A 25,563-nucleotide genomic window follows, 5' to 3' on the forward strand; every position below is an offset into this window, starting at 1 on the left:
GTATCTCCTCCTGATTATTTGCGGTAAATACAGATTTTAGCTCCTGGCTCCGCATTTTTTAATATCTTTTTCATGTTTGACTGGCTGACTGCGATACATCCTGCCGTATAAGGCTTCTTACCCTTACAGTGTAAAAAAATTGCAGAGCCCTTCTTATATTTATGTTTAGGATTATAGTTTAAAAATAAACCATAATTGTACTGCGGCTTATAACTGATCAAATGCTCTCCTTTGCAGCGGTGCTTCTTTTCTCTTATATCCACCAGCCGGTTGTAATATTTTTTATCTCCGCACCAGTAAAGGTATTGGTTCACCTTCGTATATTCCATCTTTGATCCCGGATTCTTTTTGATCCCGAAAGCTCCTGAAAACCCATAAGTACCGGTTGGGGTTTTCATATCGCCTTCTTTTTTCTTATATATACCTTTTTTTCCTACATAACCTCTGCATTTTAAGATCCGTTTCCATTTATGATCTCTTTTCTGGTACATATAAACAGCCGCTCTCGACTTCTTTTTGTATTTAACAAAAATCAGCTGTCTGACTTTGCTGTCATACCGGTATTGATTCAGTTTTTTCTGCCATACGGACTTTTTATCTGAGGCATAAACAGTCTGTTTTTCGTTTGTTCCAGCCACTGTATTCCAAATAAAAAATGCCATAAACAATACAACCATCCATCTTTTTGTTTTCATTCATTGTATTCACCTCTTGGGCTATTATACACAAATACGGAGAAGAAAAAAAGAGGTTTTGGAAATTTTATTTGTATACAAACTATTTTGATGCAAAATAATAATTTCCTATAAAGTTTAGGAAAAAGCCCGGAAGTTGGAGTAGACGTTTTTTTTAGATTATAATAGTATAGAAATGATAAATTTTGAGGGAGGATCTTATGTTATGGGAATCGGCACTTCTAAGGGCATGCCCGGAATCGTCTTATTATTGTTTACTTTTTTTGTATGGGTTTTGTTTCTCCTGGTCTATCTCTCAAACAGGAAAAACAGATCAAACCAGTGGTGTGCCTTTGCAGGATTATGCTTCAGCATGGGAGTATTTAAGGAATACCTTTACTTTTCACTGGATCCGTCCCTGATCGCAGAGTTCTCGTTTTACACGCCCAGGCTTTCCTATCACATATACTCTGTGCTTACGGGAGTTCTCTATTATCTGGCTATGCCATGTGCTATTATGTTTGGCTTTTATTTCAGCAATTTTGACCAGAGACATCCAAAAAGTTTTCGCTGGCTCAAATTTTTAGTATTTGTACCAGCTATTTTATTTTCTGTTGCTTACCCGCTGACAGATACCCGCTTTTATCAGCTCAACAGCCGCACCTACTATATTTTAGCTGCGGTATATAACTGGTGCTGCGGTATTTTTATGACTTTCCTTCTGGTCAGCACCTTGATCCGGGAACGTCTCCTTGCCAACTACCGGCAGAGAAAAATGGCGGCTGTTGTTGTTCTGGCACCGCTTTGGTATTGGCTGTTCAGTGCATTTATTATTCATCTCCTGGGTTTAAAATATCTGTTCAAAGCCTGGCAGGGGAACTTCTTTATTATCTTCTTTCTTCTCCTGTATTATATAAAAAATCTGTTTGATGACGGTATATGGGGCACCCGGCTGAAACGGGAAACCTATGACTGGACTGCCAGTGAAACTGTCATACAAAAAAATGCACAATATGTCGGTCACGCATTAAAAAATGAGCTTTCTAAAATTGAATGGTGCCTGAGCATCATACAGGAAAAACACACTCGGGATATTCAGGATGAACTCGAAATCCTTTCCCGTTCTGTATCCCACTTGACTGAGTTCGTCAATAAGACCAAAATCTATTCCGACCATATTTCACTGGATATCAAGGAAACTTCAATCCGCCCTCTGATGGAGGACAGTATTCAAAATATCCCCCCGGAAATGAGAAACGGCATCAGCTTTTCATTGAGCTGTCCTGAGCAAATGCTTCTGCCCTGTGACCGTTCTCATGTAATGGAGGTTATGAACAATTTGCTGAGCAATGCCATTGAGGCTTCCGCCCCGGGAAGTGAAATCAAAATCACCTGCCTGCTGCAGCCCCGCCGCAGACAGGCCGTTATCTCCGTGGAAGACCATGGCTGCGGTATACCCAAAGAAGAGCTTTCCTGCATATTCAATCCCTATCATACTACAAAGACTACAAACCACCATCTTGGAATTGGCCTTTATTACTGCACAAAAGTGATGAAAGAGCATCAGGGAGCCATCAAAGTAAAAAGTATTCCCGGAAGGGGAAGTATCTTTTTTCTCTATTTTCCTTTGAAATACCGTCTGCTGAACAAAAAGAAAGGAACCACACATGAATAACAGTGCCATACGAATTTTCATCGTTGAAGATGATCTTGACTTCTGCTATCTGATAAAGAAAACACTGAAGACTCATACAGATTTCGCTGTTCTTGGAGACAGCCAGGACGCTGCTTCTGCATTAACTTCTGTCAAAGAACTGCAGCCGGATATTGTACTGATGGACTTAAATCTGTCCTCCACAGATCTGGATGGTATTGAGGCAGGAAGGGAGATCCGGCTGGCCACAGATGCTAAGATCATCATATTGACTGCTTTTGAGGATCCTGAAATCGTCATCAGTGCCTGCGTCAAATCCTTCGCCTCCGCCTACATATTTAAAAGTCAGTTTGAATGTCTGGCAGATTCCATAAGGGCTGCTGCAAAGGGCAGTACCCCTCAGCAGTATCTTATCTGCGCTTCCATTCTATCCTGCCTGTCTCCGGCAGAAAAGTCTGTCTTTGATCTTATGCTGGGAAAACCCATGGATCTTCAGTCTTCCTCAAAGACGATTGCAAATCAAAAAACTTCTATACTAAAAAAACTGGGCCTCAAAAGCCAAAAAGAACTGATCCATATCTTCTCTGATCGTTATTAACAAAGTGGACAAACCCAACTTGAAATAACAAAGAGGGGCGTTTATCGCCCCTCCTCTGTCTCCATTTCCTTGAAGTACCGGTCAATTCCGTCTGCGGTCCCTTCCGCCATCTTTTTCTGGAATTTTTTATTTTTCATCGCCAAATCATCTTTTTGATTACTCATAAACCCCATTTCCAGGATTGTTACCGGCATGGAAGCCCAGTTTATGCCGCTCATCTGATCTGTCAATATGACTCCGCGGTTTTTCATGCCTGTAACCCTGCAGTACTCATCCAAAACACTTCTGGAAAGTTTCTGTGACTTTTCTGCCAGCTTTGCCGCATATGGATTATTTTTAGAAGGCGCCATAGAAAGAGCCCCCCGCACAGTATGATCTTCTGAACCGTTTGCGTGTATCCTGATAAAAATGTCTGCCCCTTTGTCTTCTGCAAATTTTGCCCGTTCTGCATTGCTGATATTTACATCTGCTCTTATCCGGGTCATATGCACTGTATATCCTCTTTTTATGAGTTCTGTCCTGAGTTTGTTTGAGACCATAAGAGTCAATTCATATTCATCTAAGCCGGACACAACACCGCTGGTTCCGGACGATACCTTGGGTTTCGTTTCTTTAGCCCCCGGACCAATAGGTTCCTGAGAAGCGTCCTGTTTTCTTTGATGTCCCGGATCAATGACTATCACATACCTTCTCTCCGTTTTTTCTTTTTGTGTTGTTTTCTTCTCTGTCTTTTGTTTTGTTTGATCAGAAGAAACTGTCCTCTTGTCAGCAGAAGACAGTTCCATTCTGTCTGCTTTCCCCGCAAAATATAAAATGACAGTTCCTATAACTGCCAGACATGCCAATATGACAGCAGCAGTCATGATTTTTGTTGTCTTATTCATCGATATCCTAAGTCCTCTTCTACTTTTACAATCAGCTTCAGGTTATACTCTTCTGCACTGTTCCAATTTTCTTTAAACTGGCTTTCTGAATACAATGCCCGGTACCAGTTCTTTGTCAGAAATAAGGATTGCAGCAATGGATCTTCAAACTTCCGGTAATGACGTGCAAAAATTTCATTTCTCATAATCATCAGTTCTGTTTCTGATTTCTTTCTCAATTCGCTTTCGCTGAGACGGTACCGGTCTGTTCCTGAGTAAAACTGGGCAGAAGATAAATTGCTCCATCCCATGCAATATAAAAGGAATGCAGATGCATCTGCTTTCTGGTCTTTTACTATTAAAATATAGCTTCCATAGGGCACATTGTCGATTGTACGGACTGTCTTATAAAATCTCAGGTTTGCTTTTCCTCCTGACACCGAAAGAGCCTTTCTCTCCCCGCTGCGGTTTGTTTTTGTCTGATAAGAAATTCCTGCCTTCCTCAGCAGATATTGAGCTTCCGGGAGCGTTGTATAAATTTTTTGATTGACAAACATAAGATTTAAAACCCCGTCTGCAGATTTGGATGCCATTCCTTTATAATAAAGTTCGATCACCCTGAGCAGAGACGTCCACTTATCGGATGCGATTTCCGTGCCCCCGATCAGTATTTTTTTACATGTCATCTCCTGACCTTCCATGGCAAATTCGAACTGGAAGCTCCTCAGCCTGTTTGCATAATATGCCTGCCCGCTGAAAACCACATTATAATTTGTTGAGTCTGTGCCTGAAGCCTGCCATCTGCCGTTGTCAAAATAAAGATCAAATACCTGCCCCAGGGTAGCTCCCTTTTCTTCATCATTAAAATACTGGCTCCGCACATCCTGGACCACCGCTTTGTGCAGATCTCCCTGAGAGGTAGTAGATGCCGGAGTACTGATGCTTCCGGATCCTGTTTTGGTGGAGGCTGTATAAGAGTTTACAGAATTCTCCGTCATCTTGAAAGAAACCACAGTGATCAGTCCATTGACAGCCAAAGCCCCGATGATAAGACCTGCCAAAGGCGCTCCGGAGAGGACTCCGCATTTTTTGCTGTAAATCCTGTCTCCCTGACTGTCGGCCTGCTGTTTTACTCTCTCTGCGTATTTATAGTATAGAAGATTGCCAAACAAACCGCACACAACTGCAGCTGCGACTGAAACTATCCCATAGATAAGATTACAGATCCACTGTCCCCCGGAATCTGCGGCAGCACTTCCGGCCCCAGCCGCTATAATATGTAGTACAGTCAAAGCACCTAACAGAATCCCGCCCTCTGTGAACATTTTACGGTACATCATCCAGAAAAATGTAAAGAAAAACGCCGGTATATGAAATTTTGCCCGTTTTCCGCTCTCTATTTTCGCAAACTCCTGCTTATAATATTCTTCATTCTTTCCAAAGAAGAATTCTTTATATTCCTCCTTTCTGGAACTCTCTTTTTTGATCTCCGGCACAGGTACAGAGTATGGATTCACATAGACTTGTTCCTCCTGTTCTTCTTCCTGCTTCGGAAGAGTTTCCATAAACGCTGCCTTCAGCTCGATGACACTCTGCGGCCGGTCTGCGGCTTTATAGGAAAGTCCCTTCATAAGGATCTGCTCCATGGCATTGGTAATCTCCACTCCCATGTCAGATGGCGGCCGAAGCTGATCTAATTCCATCCGGTCCATGGCAGCTTCCGGCACCACTCCTGTAATCATAAAATAAAAGGTAGCGCACAGTGCATAGATGTCCGACCACGGACCGAAATGCCCATGCGTCTGATACTGTTCAATCGGTGCAAAGCCCTGTTTCAGCACTATGGAAAGACTTTTGCTCTGTTCCCCTATAACCTGTCTCGCAGCCCCAAAATCAATCAGTTTCACTTCTTTATCTTTTTGTATAAAAATGTTGTCCGGTGAAATATCCCGGTGCAGCACGCCTGCGCTGTGGACAATCGTAAGGGCATCCATAATAGGCAGAAGAATCTTTACAGCCTCATCTACCGAAAGCCTGCCCCCGTTTAACGCCGTATATTTTTTTAAGTCCATGCCGTCCAAGTACTCCATGACAAAATAAGCGGTTTGATTCTCATAAAAAAATTCGTAGACAGAAACGATATTAGGATTTCCGTTGAAACGGGATACCATTTTCGCTTCCTCAAAAAACCGTTCTGCCCCTTTCTGGAACAGACTTTCTTTTTCTCCGGTATAGACTGAAATCATCGTCTGTCCTGGCTGCCTTGCGGCAAGTCCGTCCGGCAGATACTCCTTGATGGCCACTTTCTTTTTCCCCGGAATATCGTAGCCTAAATAAGTAATGCCGAAACCGCCCCTGCCGAGCATCTTACCGATTAAATACTTTCCGGCCAGTATTTCTCCCACCGGCAGCACACCGGCCTCCGGCTCATATGTATCTTTTCGGAATCCACAGACCGGGCAGACAGTCTCTTCGCCGCTAAGCTCTGCAAAACAATTTTCACATAAATATAAATCCTCTACTTGATGCATGATATTCCGCCTCCTATCTCACCTCAAATATATTTGCCCGGCTGCCCACACAAAAGCGCTCTCCCGCTCTAAGCGCCGCCGGCTGCCCGCTTGTCAGCTTCGTTCCGTCCATCAGATAAGTTCCATAGGTAGATCCCAGATCATTTACAATAAACATGCCGGTCTGAAGATTGTAATCCACCTGACAGTGATGTCTGGATACTCCCGGTGAAGACGCAGATAATGCAATCCTGCACGCCACCGGATCTCTGCCGATCATAACTCCTGCTGCTGAAATCCCGGCGGACTGACCCGCAAATTCACCGCTGATCCCTACAACCTGCCTGCCGCTCCTGTTTCCTGCATAGTTTCCGGCTGCATCAATCACATAGGTGCCCGCCACCTTGTCGTGCAGAGCCTGGGATTTATCAGTAAATGCCGCCATAATATATCCGATAAAAACTGTAAGACAGGACAGGATCTTCCCCAGATAACGGACTGCTGCCGTCCCGTAGTCAATCCCGTTTCCGCTGCTGTCAACAACCATGATTCCCATGGCTTTTTTCCCCAGTGTCGCATGCCAGCTGCTTCCCTCAAACAATATAAAGTAAAGGGCACCAACAATCCAGAATACAGCCATATACGCAAAATATCCATAGAGTGCAGCGAATATGCCCCCGAAAGCACTGAGCGCCAGGGCATCTATCAGGTAGGCCAGAAGCCGTTTCCCAAAATTTGCATAGATCATAAGCTTTCATCCTTTCTCCTAAACTTTTGAAACAGACTGAACCATCCCCGCAGCCACAGTAAAATTGTCATGATCTGCCGGAGCTTTTAAAAGCAGCCTCTTGACCATAAAAATGATCCATTCTTCTGGATTTTCTGACTTCACCAGATCCGCCTCCATCTCCGTCTCCCAAACATAATCCCAAAAACCGTCCGTACAGAGCAGAAATGCATCTCCTGCCTCCAGCCCCATGGGCTCTGGCTGCCTGGGAATTTTGAGTTCCTCCTCATTTCCAAGAACCTTCAGAAGTTTGCTGCGGTCCGGGTGGTGCCGGATCTGCGCCGGACTGATATCACCCATCTCTGCAGAGAGCTGAACTACAGAATGATCTCTGGACTGATAATAAAGACATCTGTTTTTAAACAGATAAACCCTGCTGTCTCCCACATGGCATTCCCACAGCTTTCCGTTCTCCACCGCCGCCGCTGCGATTGTAGTCCTCATGCCCGGATACTCCTGCTGTCCCTCAATGACACTCTGGTTTGCTCCTGTAAGAGCCGTAAAAAGAGCCTCCCCGGTGATCTCTTTCATATTTTCGATCTGCTCCATCATATAATTTCCTGCCAGCTCTGAAGCAATTTCTCCTTTATCATGGCCGCCCAGCCCGTCTGCCACCACAAAGCAGGAACGTCCGTCCCCTGTCTCAAATCTGCAGAAGTCTTCATTGACCGGTCTCCCTCCGGGGCTGGTATATACAAATGCATCAATCTTTGTCATCATCTCACCTCGAATCGGTTTTCCTCTCCTCCCAGATAAAAAGAGTCTCCGGTTTTCAGTTTTCTGTTTTCTCCCGGCTCCACTTTTGTCCCGTTGGCCAGAAAGGTTCCGTATGTAGATTTAAGATCTCTGAGCAGTATTCCGTCACCTGCCGGTTCTACCTCACAGTGAACTGCACTGACTCCTTTCGTATCCACCGGCATTGCAATACCGCATTTTGAACTGTCCCTGCCTATCCAGGTCGTCTCTGTCACCCGGAACTTTCGTCCGGACAAAGGCCCTGCTGCCGCTGCCACAAGAATTGCCGCTTTTTCACTGCTTTCTGCGGCCTTAAATGGTTCCGGTTTTATAAAACTTTCCTCCGCTGCCGGAGCAGACGGTTCCGGTTTCTTTTTCTTTCCTTTTATAATCAGAAGAATAATTACAAGAATAAGAACTGCTCCCGCAGCGATTCCTGCTATGAGCATAACTTTTGGGACACCGGATCCTGCCACTGCATAAGGCACTTGGTTCTGGTCAAGATTCCGAATCAGTTCATCGATAACAACTGCATATTTTGCCTTTTCCCCAATCATAAATGTGTTGACTCCAACTACCTGGCCTTTGGAATTTACAAGGGGACCGCCGGAATTGCCCTGACTGATCTCGATATCCACAAGATAACAGTCTGTACCATTGACCCGGACCTGCTTTGAAATGCCTCCTCTTGTAATAGAAATATCACTTTCATCAAATTTAACCACGTCAGCTGCCATAGAAGCCGCCGGATAACCTAACGCCGCAAAATCATCATCCATATCTGTCTTTTCCATAGGGCAGAGTACCATAGCCTCCCGCTGGTCTGTAGGTTCGGGAAGCTTCAAAACAGCCAGGTCATGCTCCTCGCTCTTCCAATATACCTCCGCCGTCATAGAACGCTGTGCCGCCGCAGAAAAATAAACAGTCAGCGAACATGGAATCTTATTTCCGTATTTATCCGTTGGCTGTGCCACATGACAGTTGGTTGCAATATATTGAATATCTTTTCCCGGCTTTCCAATGGCAAACCCGGAACCCCAGCCGATCATATTTCCTTTGCTGTCTGTCATTGCGATACATACAACACTGTCTTTGGCCTCTGTCGGTGTGGATGCCTTAACCGGAAATGCCAATAAGAGCACTGCTGCACACAAGATCAATACTGTAACTTTTAATCGTTTTCCCATATCCTTCCTCCATTCTTAATTATAGCTGACTGCCATAGCCGTCATATTGTCCTGTCCGGGCAGCTGTTTTAACGCCGCGGTGTTTACCATCCTTCCACATGCCTCCTGCGGTTCCCTCCGCATACTTTCTGCCATTTCTTCTTCTGTCAAAGTATTGTAAATACCATCCGTCACCATAAGTATCTTATCTTTATTCTGCAGAATAAAACCATGATGGTTTGCATCGATCTCTTCCATAACAGGGCACCCCAGATAGCTGGTCAGTGCATCTTTCTGCGGATGCCGCATTGCTTCCTCAAAACTTGCTTCCCCTCTGATAAAGCGGCCCAGCAGCCTGTTTTTATAATTGTGGTCCTCATTGAGCTGATACAGACGTCCTCCCCGAAACAGATACAGCCGGCTGTCCCCTGCCGTGCACCAATACAGCCTGTTTTCATAGAAAATGGCTGCTGCAAGGGTGGCTCCTGCCCCGGCCTTTCCATCTCTTCCATACATACTGAAAATCTCATCACTCAGCTTTGAAATAAAGCCTTTCATCTGCTGCCAGACAGGCAGCTGCCCCTGAATCTGCTTAAAAAACTCAAGTGTCCTGGAAACTGCCAGTTCGCTGACATCCCTCCCTGAGGAAAGTCCTCCCATACCGTCTGCAAGCACAGCGCAAATTCCTGCCCGGGCCAAAAGCTGTTTATCCGAAAGATCTGAAAATCCAAAGGAATCCTCCTGTCGGCTTCTGGCCCCAATATGCTGTGCATTGCCGAATCTGAATTCTGCTTCCAGTCCGGGAAACTTTACAAGAACAGGTTTTTGGCTTTCTCTCGGTATTTCGATTGTCTTTCCCACTTTTTGATTCTTTTTTTTCTTCTTTCTTCCAAACACAGATTATCACTCCCAACAAAAATCTTCGTTGCAGAATTTTCTGAATAACAGCTTTGTCTCTCCGAGCTTTATAGTGTCATTGTCTTTCAGTATCTCCGGCATCAAAAGCAGCTTCCCGTTTAATTTTACATTATTCTTCTGATGCTCTCCCGGCTGAATATAAAACTCATTTTCCTCTCCATCATAGGAAATGATGATATTTGCTACAGAAGAGATCTTATCGTCAAAACTTAAGACAACATCATTGGAACCTGCCCTTCCCACAAAATTTCTCTCCCCGTGCAGCCTGAAGTCCTTTCCTTTTTTCTTTCCCTCAATGCAGACCAGCCAGCCGGTCACGGCTGATACTCCCTCGTCATTAATATCCAGCCCCTGCGTCACATTCTGATAAGGTTCTGTGACTCCCAGGCTTCTCCCCTGCTCCTGCACCGGCTGTACATTCAACGGCATGGTCTTCGGAAATCCTCCGTCCCCTGTCCCCCCAGGTATATTTTCCTGGGACGCCGTGCTTCCCAAAGGCACAGTGACTCCTATGGCCTGGCTTCCGCTGCAGTACGGACACTGTGCATGCTTTTCATTATCATAATTATGTCCATTGGGACACTGAATAATTGCCATATTATTCCCTCCATGCTTCTTATCAAGATGACCCTTACATCATAATATCTATTATAATTTTACTATATTCTGCCTTTTATAAGCTCCCAATAATTTTAGGAATAGACAGCAAAAAAGAGGACAGAAGCCGTTTTTTCAAACGTGCTTCTGTCCTCTTTCTAACTCTTTAATTGTGGCTGATCAGCTTTCCTTTTTGTACGATTGCTTTTATATTCAGCTCTTTATCTAAAATTACAACGTTGGCATATTTGCCCTCTGAAATACTTCCGTACTTCTCATAAATACCGATTGATTTGGCCGGATTCTGTGATGCACATTTAACTGCACTCTCAAGCGGAATCCCCATGCTCCTGACTGCTGTTCTAAGGCAGTCCATCAGGTTTGTGGCAGAGCCTGCAATCGCTCCTCCCTCTGCCAATGTGGCACGGTTTCCCACTACCTTCACGTCCTGGCCTCCCAGCTGGTAAGTTCCGTCATCCATTCCAGTAGCCATCATGCTGTCACTGATCAGTATAATATGATCATCTCCGAACATCTTAAATGTAGTCCTGACAGCACTTGGATGAATATGAATGCCATCACATATAAGCTCCACATCAAGTCCATAATCACAGGCCGCCCCGATGACACCCGGTGCCCTGTGGCTGTAACCCGGCATAGCATTGTAAAGATGAGTCACATGGCTTGCACCGTTTTCAACGGCTTTGACTGCAGTATCGTAATCTGCCGCAGTGTGGCAGATCGAGATCACCGCCTCATCCTTTACCTGACGGATAAACTCCATGGCGCCCTCGGTTTCCGGCGCAATATCCACCAGCTTAAATAAACCGTTTGAAGCCTTTTGGAGCCTGCGGTACATATCTACATCTGGCTTATGGATATAAGCCGGATTCTGTGCCCCCTTTTTTGACTCATTAATAAACGGGCCTTCCATGTTGATGCCTACCAGATCCGCTCCTGTGCTTCCCTGGTATGCGGCAGCCGCCTCTGCGATAGACAGCAGTTTGTCCTCAGCTAAAGTCATCGTAGCCGGACAAATAGCCAGCACCCCGTTCTCTGCCTCATATGCAGCCATATTTTCTATAGCTTCCTGTGTGCCGTCACAAAAATCATAACCCACACAGCCATGGAAATGAATATCAACCAGTCCCGGAACCGCATAGCAGCCCTCAGCATCCAATATTTCATCATCCTGTGAAGATGCACTGATCAGTTCACCTTCCGTACAAATATCTTTTGACCGGAAGACACCGTCCTCACAAAAAACATCTGCATTTTTTATAATCATAATAAATCCTCTACCTCTGATAATGCATCCGCATCGGCTACTAAAATCACGTCATTGTGAAGCTGTAAGATTGATGCCGGCACTTTCGGTGTTACCGGTCCGAAGAATGCTTCTTTGACAATCCCCGCTTTTTCTTTGCCGCTGATGATCAGAAGGATTTTCTTTGCTTTCATAATGGATTTGATTCCCATTGTATATGCCTGTCTCGGCACATCTTCTTCCTTTTCAAAAAACCGTTTATTGGCATTGATGGTGCTCTCAGTCAAATCTACACAGTGAGTCTCTTTTTCAAAAGCCTCTCCCGGCTCGTTAAATCCAATATGACCGTTGTGGCCGATTCCAAGAAGCTGTAAATCCACGCCTCCAATATCCTCTAAAACCTGATTATATCTTGCACATTCCTTCTGTGAATCCTCTTCCATACCATTTGGAATGTTAATATTTTCAGGTTTGATATTTACTTTGTTAAAGAGATACTGATGCATGAAATAATCATAACTCTGGTCATTTTCTTTCGGAAGCCCTTTGTATTCATCCAGATTTACTGATCTTACCTGGCTGAAATCCAAATCATCCTGCTCATACCAATGCACCAGATTTTCATAGATCCCGATCGGTGAAGATCCTGTAGCAAGTCCCAAAACACAGTCTGGTTTTGTGATAATTTCTGCAGAAATAATATTAGCCGCTTTCCTGCTCATATCCTTGTAATCTTTGCCCTTAATAACTCTCATTTTGTACTTCCTTTCTATAATGCGGGGAAACAGTATTTGCTGCTTCCCCATATGTTATCCCTAATCACTTACAATATAACTCGTAATTTACTTTTCAGCAAGTTTTATTAATTCATCCGCAACAAACTGGACCTTCGTTCCTACGATAATCTGAATACTGTTTTTGCCCGGACGGATGATTCCTGCAATTCCCGCAGATTTAATCTTCTTTTCATCAATCTGATCCTGGTCTTTGATCTCCAGACGGAGTCTTGTAATACAGTTATCAATGGAGGTTAAATTTTCTTTTCCTCCAAGTCCTTCTAAAATAATCTGGGCAACTCTGGTGAAATCATCATTTGCCAAAACTGCCTGCTTTTCTTCTTCAACATCATCGTCATCTTCACGTCCCGGAGTCTTCAAGTTAAACGTCACAATGATAAAGCGGAACAATACATAATATACTACAAACGCAATCACTCCAAGTATCAAAAGCATCCAAGGTTTATTTGCCATCGGAAGTCTGGAGCTTAAGATAAAGTCAACCAGTCCCGCGCTGAAACTGAATCCTGCAGTTGTATGTAGGAATGCAGCTGCGGCCACAAAAATACCTGTGAGCAGTGCATGAACAACATACAGTGCCGGTGCCAGGAACATAAAAGAGAATTCCAACGGTTCGGTAACACCTGTAAAGAAAGAAGCAAAGGCTGCCGCAATCAATAAACCTGCTGCGATTTTTTTCTTATTATCTTTCGCTGTATGGTACATAGCCAGTGCCCCTGCCGGAAGACCGAACATCATAACCGGGAAGAACCCTGCCTGATACATACCGGTGATTCCTTTTACTCCGGTTCCTGCCCAGAATTTACCGATATCATCAATACCTGCAACATCAAACCAGAATACAGAGTTCAATGCGTGATGCAATCCTGTCGGGATCAGCAGCCTGTTAAAGAATGCATAAATTCCTGCTCCCACAGGTCCCAATCCTACGATACTTTCCCCAAATTTGACTAATACATTATACAGTGGAGGCCATGCAAAATACAATATACCAGAAACGACTAACATAATGGCTGAAGTAATGATCGGCACACAGCGTTTTCCGCTGAAGAAAGACAATGCAGTAGGAAGCTGTACTTCGCCGAACTTGTTAAAGCATCCTGCTGCGATCAGTCCGGAAAGAATGCCGACAAAGGCGTTCTGGATCTTGCCAAATGCAGGTGCAACTTCTTCTACCGGAACGTTCAGCAAAAGTGCAATGTTGTCACTTTTCAGAATGGTTGTCACTACTAAGAAAGCAACAAGACCGGACAGTGCTGCCGCTCCGTCTTTTTTCTTTGTCATTCCAAGTGCAACACCTACTGCAAAGAGGATCGGCAGGTTATCAATGATGGCTCCTCCGGCCTTTACAAGGAACACTGCCACTGCGATCGGCGCTTTGTCTGCATTCGCTGCCATAACATTGGGATCAATCAGATAGCCAATACCCATTAAAATTGCCGCTGCCGGAAGAACCGCAACCGGAAGCATTAATGCTTTGCCTAGTTTCTGAAAATATTTCATCATAATATAATCTTCCTTTCTTATTAAATCCTTCTCTTTATTTTTCTTTTAACCGGATAATCAGCTCCCCTGCTTCTACCTCCTTTCCATGGAAGCACTCTATATCCGCATAATCTCCTTTTTCACATATCACAACCGGAACGGTCACATCATATCCCGCCTCTTTGATCGCATCCATATCAAACGTAAGCAGCAAATCCCCTGCCTTTACCGGATCTCCCGTATTTTTATGTGATGTAAAGTATTTTCCTTTTAATTCTACCGTATCAATTCCCACATGAACGATCATCTCCACGCCGCCCGGGCCCGAGATACTGACTGCATGCTTTGTATCAAACATTACTCCGACTTTTCCGTCAACGGGAGATATCACTCTTCCCTCTTCCGGAACAATGGCGACACCCGGTCCTAATATTTCTCCTGCAAATGTCGGATCGCTGACTTCACTCATGGCTATCGCCTTTCCCTTCATAGGCGACAGTATTTCTGCAGATTTCACTTCCTGCTTAAACGCTTTTTTAAAAGACTCAAACATGGTTCCCTCCTATTTATTAATGCTTTTTGTCTGATTGCTGCTTTTTATGCGTTCAATATGCATTGTCAAGTATACAATCTCACCCTCTGACATTTCTCTGCGGTATTCCTTCTTAATATAGTCTGCAATCTCTTTGCTGCACTGATATTCATCCGGATACATTGCCGAGATCATCTTTTTAAGCTCAGGCTCAATTTCATCCATCCCTCCTCCTGACATAACTTTTCTTGACAAAAACTTGAGGTGTGTAATAAATCTTTCATAGTTCAGAGAAGTTTCCGTAAGTTCCATATGAAAATAATCTTTTACTTTATCAATGACATTTTTGATAAAGGTAGTAATCTGCACTGTATCGCGCACCTTCGTATCATACTCTGCACTGACTACATGAAGCGCAATAGAAACCGCCTCATCCTGAGGAAGCCTGACTCCCAGATCCTTTTCCACAATTCCCAGAGCATATTCTCCGATCTTATATTCCAGATCGTAGAAGGTCTTTACCTCCCGGCTCAGCGGATTGGGGTACATCATATCCTGTTTCATTCTTTGGAGTGCAAAATTGATATGATCGGTCAGCGTAATATAAATGTTTTCATTGAGCTTTGTATTAAGTATCCCCTTTGCATACATAATAATATCGCTGCATGTCTGCAGAAGTTCCATCGGCAAATCTGTGATCAATTCCTTAAATCTTTGACTGACTCCCGGATCTTCCATATGAAAAACCTTCTGAATCTTGCTGTCATCAACCGGAGATCCCGGTTTCCCTTTGAATCCAAGGCCGGTCCCCATGAGGATCACTTCATTACCTGCTTCATCCATAGAACTAACCACATTGTTGTTGATTACCTTTGTTATTTTCATAATGCCTCTCCTCGTAAACATGAACAAAAGAAAAAAAACCCAATTCTACAAGATCGGTTTAAGTTCCCTCAAAAAACTTTCCTTCTCGTAAAATCCGGTTTTGCCTGCCGTACAGTGACAATCCTCGAATAATAAATATCACCAGTTATTCTTCTTTATGTGTCTATTATATTCACAAGCTATACAGATGTCAACCCCCTAATTTAAGATTTATATACAGCTGTTCCCAGAGAACGCAGTAACAGCATTTTTCTCCTTGTTTTATTAAAGAATTTCTTACCCACCTCAGCCTCCCACCCCGCATTCCTGGAAAGGCTTGTACACTTTGCGCACTAAATGTGATTTGCCGAAGGCAAATACTTTCTCTGTGCATTTGTGCGCATTCTGCACGAAGCGTTTTTTATTTCATGGGACGCACTTTCCCATGCAATAAAAAAGCGCCTGAACTGCTATTGGCGCTTTTCTCTCATTACCTGATCCTTGACATGGTCCTGATTATATACCTGCATCTGTATCAATGTCTTATACGCATCTGCCCTGGTTACAGCATATTCCAGCATATGTCCATGTTCATCATAGGTAACTGTAGATGAAATGGAGATAGGGTCCCCCGGCTTTAAATCCAAATGCATGGCATCATATTCTGATGCTTTTGAAATCTCAATGGTCTTATCAGCCTTAAAAGGTACATGTCCATACTGACACAGTGTATTGTGCAGAGAACGGTCAGAAAAATCATGTTCTGTCAGTTCAGGACATAATTCGTACGGAATATAAGCATTGGCCAGAGAATATAATTTGCCGTTGATATACCTGAGTCTTTCTAAATGAAATACCTTGGCATTCTTGGGAAGCCTCAGCATGACTGCCACTTCCTTGTCTGCAATCTCAATCTTCTGCAGCAATACCTTGCTGCTGGTATAGTCTCCCCTCAGACTAACCTGATTGTAGAATGCGATGTCTGAGAACTTCATATCATTGTTGGCATCTACAAACTCCTTATTGCCAATGAAAAACGCACCCTTCCCCGTAAGCCTTATAATACAGCCTTCATCTTCCAGAATCTCAAGAGCCTTTCTTACGGTAGGTCTGCTGACAGAATAGATATCACACAGTTCGCGTTCTCCCGGCAAAGGAGAATAGTATGGTTTGTCTTTATAATCTGCCAATATGGAATCCCTCAGCTGCATATAAAGCAGCTGCTTTTTTTTCACTTCACTCATACGCCCTCCTTTGCATAAGAAACTTGGTTTCCTTACAAACATTCCATTTGATATCTATAGTATACACCATAAATCCCGCTGGATAAAAGTGGTTTTTTAAATACGCATTTGTTCAGAAAAAAAGCAGGGGAAAACCAGGTAAAACCGGCTTTCCCTCTGCCAAAACTTTGTCCAAACAGCTGCTGTAAAACAGGTCAGCCACTTCTAAAATTTAATTACTACTCTGAACTTATCGCCTTTGATTGCAGAATCGAATGCCTTTTGATAGTCACTTAAATCATAAACTTCACTGACAAATGGTTTCACATCTACAACTCCCTCTGACAACAGTCTTGTAGCTTTTGTAAAGTCCACTGTATTAGAGTTGGCAGTTCCCATCAGCTTTGCACCGCTTTTGTGAAGCCAATCCGGACTGATAGAGATCGGTGTATCCGGATAGAAGGAACTGTAAAGCACCAGACGTCCGTTGTTTGCAACCGCTTTCACTGCGTCCTCTGCAACCTTGGAAATCGGTGTCGTGTCAAACACCACCTGAGCCATAATTCCTCCGGTAATTTCTTTCACCCGTTCTTCAAGATCTTCTTTTGCCGGATTCACCGCATAGTTTGCGCCCAGCTCTAAACCTAACTTTGTTCTTTCTTCGTTCGTGTCGGAGACAATGACAGAAGCCCCCCGTTTTGTTGCAAGTATCGTATGAAGCAATCCCATGATTCCGCATCCGATCACAACAACGGTGTCACCAAATTGAATATCTGCAGTTTCTACGCTGTGAAGCACGCAGGATAATGGCTCTGTAATTGTTGCTTCTTCCGGTGTAATATCATGAAGATGGAACAGGTTTGACGGATGTACCAGCAAGTGGGAACTTAATCCGCCCATCCCTTTCTCCGGAAGGCCCTCTAAATGTTTGCTGTGATCAAAGTTCTCACAGTTTTGTTCATTTCCGCTTTTGCATTGGTAGCAGTTTTTACAAGGCAGAGTTACCCCAACTGCCACAAAATCGCCGACATTCCACTGTCTCTGGTCCACGTTCTTGCCCATCTTAACAATTTTTCCGACCATCTCATGGCCTCCGATAAACGGAAAATCTACTTTTTTTACTCCGGTATAAACCCTCTGCTCCCATGTGCAGATTGCACACGCATCTGTTTTTACCAGAACCATATCGTCACTGACTTCAGGAATTGGATATTCCTGTATTTCAATTTGCTTTTCTCCTGTAAACACAAGAGTTTTTGCCATTTCTCCCATTGTTCTTCCCTCCACGAAGTTTCAGACTATTTCTAAATTTATGCACCTAAGAAGCCAACTGCACCGAGCACTACTCCGATGACTACCAGAATCAGCATAACTGTGGTAGCTTTCATCTTTTTATTCTTTAATAAGAACAAGGTAAACAGCGTTACAGCCAACGGCAAAATTCCCTGGAACAGTTTATCAAACACGGTTTCCTGTACATTCATCTGCAATGCACCCAGCTTAATAATAGCTGAACATTTTACTGTTACGAACTGTGCAGACAAGGCTCCCAAAACGATAGCTCCCATCGCCGATGCACCGGTGATCAGCATCTGCAGCTGATTTCCGCCGAGGATCTTCTCAATTCCTTCTTTACCAAGCTGATATCCCTTCATCCAGCAGATATATGCTACAGGGAACATAATTCCAAACATTAATAAGGTGTAGATTACAGGTCCAAGCAGATTTCCCTGTGAACCAAGACTGATACCAAAAGCCAGAAGAATTGGTGTTAAAGTTCCCTGCCATAAAGTATCACCTATACCGGCGAATGGTCCCATCAGACCGGTTTTTACACCATTGATTGCCTCATCAGTGATAGGTGCACCATTTGCACGCTCTTCTTCCATAGCTAAAACGATACCAGGAATAACACCTCCGATATGCGGCTCTGTATTAAAGAACTGCATATGTCTCTGAATACACGCTTTATACTCATCCGGTCTGTCGCCATAAAGTTTTTTGATAACTGGCTTCATAGCAAATACAAGTCCGGTTGCCTCCAAACGCTCATAGTTATAGTTTGCATGAGAGAAGAAGGTCCATCTCCAGAAGGCTTTTACGACTTCTTTTTTTGATAATTTTCTTTTCATTTCTTCAGCCATATTAAAAATCCTCCTCATCATCATCTGTTGGCACAGCTCCGCCTGCATCTCCGGCCGCTGCTGCCTGTGGTGTCTGGTTACTGAGCATGGTGTAGAAATATCCGATAACACCTGCTAATACGGCAACTGCGATAACCGGCAGTTCCAGATAAACAACCAGAATGAAACCTACCAGGAAGAACAAAATAGTTCCAGGTCTTCCGATTGCACGAAGGTTCATTGCAATACCAAGAGCCGGCAACAATCCTCCGATTACAGTTAATACAGTCAGCGGTCTTCCTGTTAATGAAGCGATGATTCCTTTTACAGCTGTAGAACCAAAATATGTTGCTGCAGTGGCAGGAACTACACAGAGCAGGAACATCAATATTTGCGGAGGTACTACGTGCCAGAAGCAGATTTTCTCAAGATTTCCTTCTTCTGCTGCCTTATCTGCCATATGTACAAAGGTAACATCCAAAGTCATATGTGCAACCCATACCATAGTTCCAAGTAATCCAAGCGGAAGTGCGATGGTTACCGCTGCCGCCGGATTGACACCTGCTGCCAAAGCCCATGCTGTTCCGACAGTACCTGCAAGACCAGGATCCTGAGGAGCTGTTCCTCCTGCGGAAATGAATGCCACATATGGCAGGTTGATTGCGGCACCAATAATACATCCCTGTACCGGATCTCCTAAGATGAATCCTACTAAAGTACCGGCTACCAAAGGTTTGTAGACTACGGAAATACTACCCAGCAATGACAGCCATGGTGTACCGATATTACCTAAGTAATAAACGATACCGATCAAAAGCGCTTGAATTAATGTAATTTTCATACTTAACCTCCTTTATTCGTCGCTTTCATTGATAGTTTCTCATATTTATCTCTTGTGTTCCTTATGTAAGTCCCTGCTTGTGTCTCTTTTAAAGCATCTTTGAGATGTCAGTTTCGCTGTCTTCCGCGATAATCCTTACTCCAATCTTGGAGCCTGCATCTACTAATTCTTTAAAGATTTGTTTTTCTTCCTCAGAAGCAGAAATGTTGCGGAAGAATTTCTTGCGGTCACCGCTCACTCCCATTCCTCCGATATTGATGTGATCAAAAACAATTCCCTCTTCTTTCAGGCGCTTTAAGGTTTTTGGGTATTTTACAAGGATAATACATTGATCTCCTGCAAATCCCTTCTTTAATCTTGCAGCTGCCTTCTCCACTGTAAATGTTGCAAGCTTTACATTTGCCGGCACGCATGTTTTCAGGACACTCTTCATAAATGGGTCATTTGCAACTTCATCATCAATGATCATGATTTTGTTTGCACTGGTGTAATTCAGCCAAGAGGTCATAACCTGGCCATGAATCAGTCTGTCGTCAATCCTTACTAATACAATACCTTCGATCTTCATAATACTGCTCCCTTCGTTAGAAAAATTATAACTCTTACTCATTTTATTGTAGCTGCTTTATACAACCACTGGTTATATCCTATATTACCACTACTCATAAAAAAGTCAACTTTTTTTCATGTATTTCAGATTTTTTGTGAAATATGCCTTAAATTTATAAAAAAACTATAAACATTACACAAACTTTATTACCATCGGTTATATTTATTGCATTTTCATTTTTTCTTTCTTATACTGAAACTAAATCTTAAACACTTGAGAAACCGCTTTATTCAGCATAATAAGGTAAATCTATTCTATATAGAAGAAAGGAAGGTTTGTATCTATGAAAAAGGTTGTACTAAATCCACCCTGTGTTTCTGCCTCCGTATCATGTATGGATCTGCTCCATCTGAGAGAACAGATACTGGAAACAGAGCAGTCCGGCATCTCTTTTTTCCATTATGATATGGTGGACGGACAATTTAACAAATGCTTTATTTTAGGAGATACATTATTGGAAATGATCCGTCCTGAAATGAACCTGCCGATTGAAGCCCATTTGGCGGCATATCATCCGGAATGTTATATCGAACGCTTTGCAAAGCTTGGCGCAGATTATATTGCAGTCCACTATGAAGCTATGGAACATCCGTTAAAAACATTTGATCTTATCCGAAAATATGGAGCTGAACCTATTTTGGCTTTTAAATGTGATACTGCTCCTCCTGATGATTTTCTCTCTCTGGCAAAGGAAGTTCCATGGATCTTAAAACTGACCGTAAATCCAGGATTTTCCGGACAGACGATGCAGAAAAACAGCCTTCAGCATATAAAAGAAATGAGACAAAAATTATCCGATGCAGGATTGTCTGTTTCTATCCAGGCAGACGGCAACGTAAATCCCAACACAATCAACACTCTTTTCCAATCTGGTGCAGACATTTTTACCGGAGGCACTTCCGGCCTTTTCTGTCCGGAACATTCTATTAAAGAAAACAGGGAGATATTGCTGTCCAATATCAGTTCTGAAACAAAATAGTATGACCATTGGTAATTTACTAATTGACTTTATTATTACCATCGGTTATAATTTTTTTATAACCAAGTAGTATAATGATTCACGGAGGTAGAAGATATGCTAGTAACAATGAAAGAGATATTAAAAGATGCAAAAGAAAAAAAGTATGCTGTCGGTGCATTTAATGTTCCAAACCTGGAATCTATACAGGCAGTGATCTCAGCTGCTGAAGAGTTAGGCGTTCCTGTTATCATTCAGCATGCAGAGGTTCATGAAAATTTAATCACCATGCAGGAGATCGGGCCGATCATGCTGGACTATGCAAAACGTGCTTCTGTTCCTGTCTGTGTTCACTTAGACCACGGCGCTTCTTTTGACTTATGCGTTCAGGCGATCCGTTTAGGATTTACTTCAGTTATGTATGATGCTTCTGCCAAAAGCTATGAAGAAAATTTTGAAGAAACAAAAGAAATGGTAAAAATCGCACATGCTGCCGGTGTTTCTGTTGAAGCTGAATTAGGCCACATCTTTACTTCTGCCGTTGGAGGCGGCGAAGGCAGAGGAGCTGTAGGCGCAGATGATTTTGAATCTTTGGAAGACTGCTATACTGATCCTGATACAGCAAAAGCATTTGTGGAAGGAACTGATGTTGATGCACTTGCCATCTCCTTCGGTACAACCCACGGCGTTTATCTAACAGAACCAAAGCTTGATTTAAACCGCATTACAGAAATTAAGAATAAGATTGATATTCCATTTGTTATGCACGGAGGTTCCGGCGTATCTGATGAAGACTTTAAGACTTCTATCCAAAATGGAATCACTAAGATCAACTACTATACATACAGTGCCATGGCCGGAGGCAACAAAGTCCGCGAATTTATCAATGCTGCAGGGGATGAAAAAGTATTCTTCCATGATATTATCGCTGCCGGAAAAGAGGCTATGAAAGAAAATGTAAAAGCTGCAATGAAAGTTTTTGCAAGCAGCATCTTAGACTAAATCAGGTAACTCTAACTCATTTTTATTGGTTGGGCATCCGCGTTTTCGCGGGTGTCCTTTTTTATTTCATAGGGCAGGCAAAAAAATACAGCCGGTCTTTCCGGCTGTATTTTTCCTCTGTTTCCGTTTTATTAAATTTCGTCTTCTTCTGTATTCTGGCTCTGCTGTTTCACCATATCCGCATACATGTCATGCAGCAGGATTGGCGGCTGATTTCCAACCTCCACACATTCTGCACACAGAGAATCCAGATCCATTCCGTCTCTCATCATCACTGCCTGGACAACCATTGCCATGTTCATTCCCGCAATAGCTTTGATATTGTCTTTCTTAGAAAAGCAGCGCATCACTGTATTTGAAGGGGTTCCTCCCAGAATATCCACAAAGATCAAGACCCCGTCTCCGTCATCCAGCTTGTCCATTGCAGCGGTGATCTTCCCTTCAAATTCGTCAACCCCGTCTCCATGATATAATCCGACAGTTTCAACCTTTTCCTGCTTCCCTGCAATCAGTTCCACTGCACTTAACAGCCCTTCTGCAAATCCTCCGTGTGTAGCAATTAAAATACCAACCATTTTTATCCTCCTTGATGATACATTGTTTGTTAGTATTATTATACTATATCTTCGAATACATTACAACTGGTAATATAAATATATTACCAGTTGTAATGTATTTTTTATTTAGAACTGATTTTTGCTTTTGTCATATTATATATAAAACAATAAAATAAAAGGATTTCATATGCATCTTATATCTATCATTTTATTTTCGATTTCTGCTAATATTGATGCTTTTTTCCTGGGTGCAGCCTACGGCACAAAGGGATGCCGGTATCATATTTTAGATAATATCACAATTTCTTTTCTCACCTCTATAGGAACTTTTGTTTCCATGTTTCTGGGAACATGGCTGGTGAGCATCCTTCCGATTTCCACTGCAAATACATTCGGATGTCTGATCATTATATTTCTCGGTGTTTGGATGATGATGGATTATTTCTTCAAGAAAAATGTACCGGATGAATTGACAGAAAAAGAAGAAAAAGCTTTGGCTTCTCCCCGTACGAAATGGCACTCCATGCCGATTGCTTCCCTGATTGCCCTTTCTATGGCTCTGACTTTAAATAATCTTGGGCTTGGCTTTGGTGCCGGAATCACAGGCCTAAATCCGTTTCTCACTTCAATTCTTACGTTTTTCTTCAGCCTGTTTTTCCTCACTGCAGGTATGGCTGCGGGAAAGAAATTTCTTTCTGACATTTTTGGAAAATATGCCGTGCTGATCTCCGGTCTGCTCATCTTAATTTTAGGCATATACGAATTATTTATATAATGAAAAATAAAAAAATTGCCCATACTAGTCTATGAGGTGATAAAGATGTCTTATGTTTCTCCTGAGCTTCGTCCAAAATTTGAAACGCTCAGCATTGAATTAAAGGACGCAATTCTGAAACGCGGTGTAAAATTATATACGGTCCATGACCTGATCCGCGTGCTGGAAGAAATCGTTGCAGAGTCAGAGGGTTAATCCCTGACTCTGCAGTTCTTTTCTGCTTCTCTGTATTACTTTTTCTTTTATTTGGAGATAATAAAATACACAGGAAAAGGAGGTTATCATGAAAAAAGCAAGAGGCGATGAAGAAATCAATACCATACCGAAAGGTTCCTATGAAGCCGGGATTACCAACCATGCATTAAAGAAAAGCAATGATGTCTTGTCAGACGATTCAAGAACAGATGCTCAGGGAAATGGATACCCAACAGATGAGGAATCAAATAAAAAGTAATTCTAAGCAAAAAGGCCCAATTCGTTGGGTCTTTTTGCTTTGTATCCATTGTATGGTATAATTGTATAATATAAAATACAACAGGGATCAAATCAATTTTAAAACACGGGGAGGATTTACTTATGCAAAAGAAAATTTTATCTATTTTTTTAACCATTATTCTATTAATTACACTAATCCCATCTAATACAGTGGAAGCCAAAAGAAAAAAATTAAACAATATGTCAGCCAAACAAATTGTTAAAACTTTAGAAAAAGCAGATTATCCTATCTTTGGCAAAAAGTATTATAAAAGTGGAAATGACATTTATTCCAAATATAAATCGCGTGCTACAATAGTTAGTTTCGGTTTTGACGGAGACGTTGAAGGAACTATTAGAACTTATTATTCTGTTTCTGCGGCAAAAAAAAGATATAAATACATTAAGTCATATGATGACACTGTATTAAAGCAACGTGTATACAGAATTGGGAAAGTTGTAATAAACGTTGACTATGACATGCCTTCAAAACACTGGAAAAAAATAAAATCAGCATTAAAATCAATGTATAATGGCAAAAAAGTTAAAAATTATCCATTAAAATTGAGCCGAAAAAAAATAAAAATAGATATCAATAACGGAATAGGGGAAGATTTATATTTAGAACCTGGGGCATATGGCAAAGTTAAATGGAGTATTAGCAATAAAAAAATTGCCAAAATACAAAAAAATGACATTATAGGGATAGATATAATCCCTAAGAAAATAGGAACGTGTACTGTTACGGCAAAATACAAAAAAAAGAAATATAAATGTAAAGTGACAGTGTACCAACGCCCAGATAGAAATTTTTAACTAAATAAAAAACAGCCTGGCGGCAACCAGACGGCGAGAATATAACTCCGATGAAATTTCATACCGGAACAGGGAGGGTGAAGTCTGCGGAATCCTCATGGATATTATCCCAAACGCTCTCAAACAGCAGCAAATTGAACGAGAAAAATGTGGCCCATTGTAGACTCGCTGGTTCCTGAAACGGATCAAGATGGATGGAAAGAATCATGCCAGACCTTAAAATACGGTAATTAGGTCATCAAGAAGCTGTACAAACAACTTCTTGATAAAGAACAGTTCTGGAACATCGAAAGATACCATTTTCATATGCTCCGGCATCATACTACAAAGGAGACAAACAAGCGTACCGTAGACACATTTGAACGAGCATTAAAAAAGGACCTATGATGGTCCTTTTTATTTTCCCACATTAATTTACGTGGGAAAGATATGGGAAAATCAATGAAAAAGCTAATTATTTTTAACAACAAAAAAAGCTAGGAAATAGCTTATTTCCTAGCTTTCTAACAGGGGCAGAAGGACTTGAACCCTCGACCTGCGGTTTTGGAGACCGTTATTCTACCAACTGAACTATGCCCCTATACAGCAAAAAGATAAAAAATACATTTTATTTTTTATCCCGCTTTTCTACATTTATGTACCTTCAAAACTACATACAGAATCTCTCATCAAACCTCTTCCTTACCTTCTTTCTTGGTTAAAGCCTCGACCGATTAGTAACAGTCAGCTCCATACGT

At 42.3% G+C, this 25,563-nt stretch carries 27 protein-coding genes and 1 tRNA gene; 8 read left to right on the forward strand and 20 right to left on the reverse strand.

Annotation, left to right across the window (positions count from 1 at the left end):
• Positions 1–14 precede the first annotated feature (14 nt).
• Positions 15–695 (reverse strand): L,D-transpeptidase family protein, encoded by a 681-nt coding sequence (locus KH180_RS08535; RefSeq protein WP_290759182.1) that lies wholly within the window; start codon positions 693–695, stop codon positions 15–17.
• A gap of 205 nt (positions 696–900) precedes the next feature.
• Here KH180_RS08535 and KH180_RS08540 point away from each other — a divergent pair, with 205 nt between their 5' ends.
• Together KH180_RS08540 and KH180_RS08545 are read left to right on the forward strand one after the other, a co-directional pair.
• Positions 901–2,349 carry a sensor histidine kinase gene (locus KH180_RS08540; RefSeq protein ID WP_290759185.1) on the forward strand — a complete coding sequence of 483 codons (1,449 nt, stop codon included), beginning with the start codon at positions 901–903 and terminating at the stop codon, positions 2,347–2,349.
• Complete coding sequence (locus KH180_RS08545) at positions 2,342–2,926, forward strand: response regulator transcription factor (RefSeq protein ID WP_290759188.1); 585 nt, start codon at positions 2,342–2,344, stop codon at positions 2,924–2,926. Before KH180_RS08540 ends, KH180_RS08545 begins: the two co-directional genes overlap by 8 nt.
• Positions 2,927–2,967: 41 nt before the next feature.
• Here KH180_RS08545 and KH180_RS08550 read toward each other — a convergent pair whose 3' ends face one another.
• The 17 genes from KH180_RS08550 to KH180_RS08630 form a co-directional block, all read right to left on the reverse strand.
• Positions 2,968–3,810, reverse strand: coding sequence for an N-acetylmuramoyl-L-alanine amidase family protein (locus KH180_RS08550; RefSeq protein ID WP_290759191.1), 843 nt, complete (start codon positions 3,808–3,810; stop codon positions 2,968–2,970).
• Entirely contained in the window at positions 3,807–6,320 is a 2,514-nt protein-coding gene (locus KH180_RS08555) for a protein kinase domain-containing protein (RefSeq protein ID WP_290759194.1), read from the reverse strand. The genes KH180_RS08550 and KH180_RS08555 overlap by 4 nt, the downstream gene beginning before the upstream one ends.
• 13 nt (positions 6,321–6,333) lie before the next feature.
• Positions 6,334–7,047 carry an RDD family protein gene (locus KH180_RS08560; protein ID WP_290759197.1) on the reverse strand — a complete coding sequence of 238 codons (714 nt, stop codon included), beginning with the start codon at positions 7,045–7,047 and terminating at the stop codon, positions 6,334–6,336.
• Between the two features lie 18 nt (positions 7,048–7,065).
• Positions 7,066–7,803 (reverse strand): PP2C family protein-serine/threonine phosphatase, encoded by a 738-nt coding sequence (locus KH180_RS08565; RefSeq protein ID WP_290759200.1) that lies wholly within the window; start codon positions 7,801–7,803, stop codon positions 7,066–7,068.
• The gene (locus KH180_RS08570; RefSeq protein WP_290759204.1) at positions 7,803–9,008 is read right to left on the reverse strand and encodes a trypsin-like peptidase domain-containing protein; all 1,206 of its coding nucleotides are present in this window, start codon (positions 9,006–9,008) and stop codon (positions 7,803–7,805) included. The genes KH180_RS08565 and KH180_RS08570 overlap by 1 nt, the downstream gene beginning before the upstream one ends.
• A 15-nt stretch (positions 9,009–9,023) precedes the next feature.
• Positions 9,024–9,884 carry a PP2C family protein-serine/threonine phosphatase gene (locus tag KH180_RS08575; RefSeq protein WP_290759207.1) on the reverse strand — a complete coding sequence of 287 codons (861 nt, stop codon included), beginning with the start codon at positions 9,882–9,884 and terminating at the stop codon, positions 9,024–9,026.
• 6 nt (positions 9,885–9,890) lie between these two features.
• The gene (locus tag KH180_RS08580; RefSeq protein ID WP_290759210.1) at positions 9,891–10,502 is read right to left on the reverse strand and encodes an FHA domain-containing protein; all 612 of its coding nucleotides are present in this window, start codon (positions 10,500–10,502) and stop codon (positions 9,891–9,893) included.
• Positions 10,503–10,668: 166 nt separating this feature from the next.
• Positions 10,669–11,790 (reverse strand): N-acetylglucosamine-6-phosphate deacetylase, encoded by a 1,122-nt coding sequence (gene nagA, locus KH180_RS08585; RefSeq protein ID WP_290759213.1) that lies wholly within the window; start codon positions 11,788–11,790, stop codon positions 10,669–10,671.
• Complete coding sequence (gene nagB / locus KH180_RS08590; RefSeq protein WP_290759216.1) at positions 11,787–12,524, reverse strand: glucosamine-6-phosphate deaminase; 738 nt, start codon at positions 12,522–12,524, stop codon at positions 11,787–11,789. The genes nagA and nagB overlap by 4 nt, the downstream gene beginning before the upstream one ends.
• Positions 12,525–12,611: 87 nt before the next feature.
• Positions 12,612–14,072, reverse strand: coding sequence for an N-acetylglucosamine-specific PTS transporter subunit IIBC (gene nagE / locus KH180_RS08595; RefSeq protein WP_290759219.1), 1,461 nt, complete (start codon positions 14,070–14,072; stop codon positions 12,612–12,614).
• Between the two features lie 34 nt (positions 14,073–14,106).
• Positions 14,107–14,604: a PTS sugar transporter subunit IIA gene (locus KH180_RS08600; protein ID WP_290759222.1), complete on the reverse strand. Its 498-nt coding sequence runs from the start codon at positions 14,602–14,604 to the stop codon at positions 14,107–14,109.
• 9 nt (positions 14,605–14,613) lie between these two features.
• Positions 14,614–15,468, reverse strand: coding sequence for a BglG family transcription antiterminator LicT (gene licT, locus KH180_RS08605; protein WP_290759225.1), 855 nt, complete (start codon positions 15,466–15,468; stop codon positions 14,614–14,616).
• A 449-nt stretch (positions 15,469–15,917) separates the two neighbouring features.
• Positions 15,918–16,691 (reverse strand): GntR family transcriptional regulator, encoded by a 774-nt coding sequence (locus tag KH180_RS08610; protein ID WP_290759228.1) that lies wholly within the window; start codon positions 16,689–16,691, stop codon positions 15,918–15,920.
• Between the two features lie 204 nt (positions 16,692–16,895).
• Positions 16,896–17,942 carry a zinc-dependent alcohol dehydrogenase gene (locus KH180_RS08615; protein ID WP_290759231.1) on the reverse strand — a complete coding sequence of 349 codons (1,047 nt, stop codon included), beginning with the start codon at positions 17,940–17,942 and terminating at the stop codon, positions 16,896–16,898.
• 38 nt (positions 17,943–17,980) lie between these two features.
• On the reverse strand, positions 17,981–18,814 hold the full coding sequence (locus KH180_RS08620) for a PTS system mannose/fructose/sorbose family transporter subunit IID (RefSeq protein WP_290759233.1): 834 nt from the start codon (positions 18,812–18,814) through the stop codon (positions 17,981–17,983).
• 1 nt (position 18,815) lies between these two features.
• Positions 18,816–19,634: a PTS mannose/fructose/sorbose/N-acetylgalactosamine transporter subunit IIC gene (locus KH180_RS08625; RefSeq protein WP_290759236.1), complete on the reverse strand. Its 819-nt coding sequence runs from the start codon at positions 19,632–19,634 to the stop codon at positions 18,816–18,818.
• 88 nt (positions 19,635–19,722) lie between these two features.
• Positions 19,723–20,202 carry a PTS sugar transporter subunit IIB gene (locus tag KH180_RS08630; RefSeq protein WP_290759238.1) on the reverse strand — a complete coding sequence of 160 codons (480 nt, stop codon included), beginning with the start codon at positions 20,200–20,202 and terminating at the stop codon, positions 19,723–19,725.
• Between the two features lie 325 nt (positions 20,203–20,527).
• On the opposite strand from KH180_RS08630, the gene KH180_RS08635 reads away from it, so the two are divergent.
• Together KH180_RS08635 and KH180_RS08640 are read left to right on the forward strand one after the other, a co-directional pair.
• Positions 20,528–21,223 (forward strand): ribulose-phosphate 3-epimerase, encoded by a 696-nt coding sequence (locus tag KH180_RS08635; protein ID WP_290759241.1) that lies wholly within the window; start codon positions 20,528–20,530, stop codon positions 21,221–21,223.
• 96 nt (positions 21,224–21,319) lie between these two features.
• Positions 21,320–22,204 carry a class II fructose-bisphosphate aldolase gene (locus KH180_RS08640; protein WP_290759244.1) on the forward strand — a complete coding sequence of 295 codons (885 nt, stop codon included), beginning with the start codon at positions 21,320–21,322 and terminating at the stop codon, positions 22,202–22,204.
• 131 nt (positions 22,205–22,335) lie between these two features.
• On the opposite strand, the gene KH180_RS08645 is transcribed toward KH180_RS08640, so the two are convergent.
• Positions 22,336–22,779 carry a PTS sugar transporter subunit IIA gene (locus KH180_RS08645; RefSeq protein ID WP_290759248.1) on the reverse strand — a complete coding sequence of 148 codons (444 nt, stop codon included), beginning with the start codon at positions 22,777–22,779 and terminating at the stop codon, positions 22,336–22,338.
• Positions 22,780–22,948: 169 nt separating this feature from the next.
• On the opposite strand from KH180_RS08645, the gene KH180_RS08650 reads away from it, so the two are divergent.
• The 4 genes from KH180_RS08650 to KH180_RS08665 all read left to right on the forward strand — a co-directional run bounded on the left by KH180_RS08650 (position 22,949) and on the right by KH180_RS08665 (position 24,826).
• Positions 22,949–23,536, forward strand: coding sequence for a manganese efflux pump (locus KH180_RS08650; RefSeq protein WP_290759250.1), 588 nt, complete (start codon positions 22,949–22,951; stop codon positions 23,534–23,536).
• Positions 23,537–23,581: 45 nt separating this feature from the next.
• Positions 23,582–23,731, forward strand: coding sequence for a hypothetical protein (locus KH180_RS08655; RefSeq protein ID WP_290759252.1), 150 nt, complete (start codon positions 23,582–23,584; stop codon positions 23,729–23,731).
• An 88-nt stretch (positions 23,732–23,819) separates the two neighbouring features.
• Positions 23,820–23,990 carry a hypothetical protein gene (locus tag KH180_RS08660; RefSeq protein ID WP_290759255.1) on the forward strand — a complete coding sequence of 57 codons (171 nt, stop codon included), beginning with the start codon at positions 23,820–23,822 and terminating at the stop codon, positions 23,988–23,990.
• Positions 23,991–24,112: 122 nt separating this feature from the next.
• On the forward strand, positions 24,113–24,826 hold the full coding sequence (locus KH180_RS08665; protein ID WP_290759257.1) for a hypothetical protein: 714 nt from the start codon (positions 24,113–24,115) through the stop codon (positions 24,824–24,826).
• Positions 24,827–25,333: 507 nt separating this feature from the next.
• Here the strand turns inward: KH180_RS08665 and KH180_RS08670 are convergent.
• Positions 25,334–25,406, reverse strand: a tRNA-Trp gene (locus tag KH180_RS08670).
• Positions 25,407–25,563 lie beyond the last annotated feature (157 nt).

This window comes from Anaerostipes sp. (genome assembly GCF_018381315.1).
Lineage (GTDB): Bacteria > Bacillota > Clostridia > Lachnospirales > Lachnospiraceae > Anaerostipes.